Source organism: Paraburkholderia sp. 31.1 (assembly GCF_014397645.1).
Lineage (GTDB): Bacteria > Pseudomonadota > Gammaproteobacteria > Burkholderiales > Burkholderiaceae > Paraburkholderia > Paraburkholderia tuberum.
This window is the reverse complement of sequence record NZ_VZQN01000165.1, coordinates 1-1,088: the sequence shown is the minus strand read 5'-3', so window position 1 is coordinate 1,088 and position 1,088 is coordinate 1. Positions and strand designations below refer to the sequence as shown.

1 protein-coding gene is annotated in these 1,088 nt (G+C 62.5%); it reads right to left on the bottom strand.

Going from position 1 to position 1,088, the window contains the following annotated elements; all coding sequences use genetic code 11:
* The coding region (prpC, locus tag F6X37_RS35795; RefSeq protein WP_187614672.1) for a 2-methylcitrate synthase at positions 1-1,088 on the bottom strand (1,088 nt) is incomplete at both ends.

The window sequence follows — 1,088 nt, the reverse complement described above, 5'->3', positions numbered from 1 at the left end:
CCGGTGTAATTCGCGCTCGGACGAATGATCTTGTTGTCGACGCGCTGCTCGATGATGTGCGCGCTCCATCCTGCCGTACGCGAGATCACGAACAGCGGCGTGAACATCGCGGTCGGCACGCCCATCATGTGATACGACACCGCGCTGAACCAGTCGAGGTTCGGGAACATCTTCTTCGCGTCCCACATCACCGATTCGAGCCGTTCGGCAATCGAGAACAGTTTCGTGTTGCCCGCTTCCTTCGACAGCTTCTTCGCGACTTCCTTGATGATCTTGTTGCGCGGGTCCGAGATCGTGTAGACCGGATGGCCAAAGCCGATCACGACTTCCTTGTTCTCGACGCGGCGGCGGATGTCGGCTTCGGCTTCGTCAGGCGTCTGGTAGCGCGACTGGATTTCGAACGCGGCTTCATTGGCGCCGCCGTGTTTCGGGCCGCGCAGCGCGCCGATCGCGCCGGTGACCGCCGAGTACATGTCCGAGCCCGTGCCCGCGATCACGCGGCCGGTGAACGTCGACGCGTTGAACTCGTGCTCCGCGTACAGGTTCAGCGAGACGTGCATCGCATCGACCCACGCCTTCGACGGCTCGACGCCGTGCAGCAGATGCAGGAAATGACCGCCGATCGAATCGTCGTCGGTTTCGACCTCGATGCGCTTGCCGTTGTGCGAGTAGTGATACCAGTACAGCAGCATCGAGCCGAGCGAGGCCATCAGCTTGTCGGCGATATCGCGCGCGCCGGGCAGGTTGTGATCGTCTTTCTCCGGCAGCACGGCGCCGAGCACCGACACGCCGGTGCGCATCACGTCCATCGGATGCGCGGCGGCCGGAATCCATTCGAGCGCGGCTTTTACGTTGGCCGGCAGGCCGCGCATCGACTTCAGCTTCGTCTTGTACGCGGTCAGTTCGGCCTGGGTCGGTAGCTTGCCGTGGACCAGCAGATAAGCGATCTCCTCGAATTCGCACGCCTCGGCGATGTCGAGAATGTCATAGCCGCGATAGTGCAGATCGTTGCCGGTCTTGCCGACCGTGCACAGCGCGGTGTTGCCCGCGGTCACGCCCGACAGCGCGACGGATTTTTTCGGTTTGAA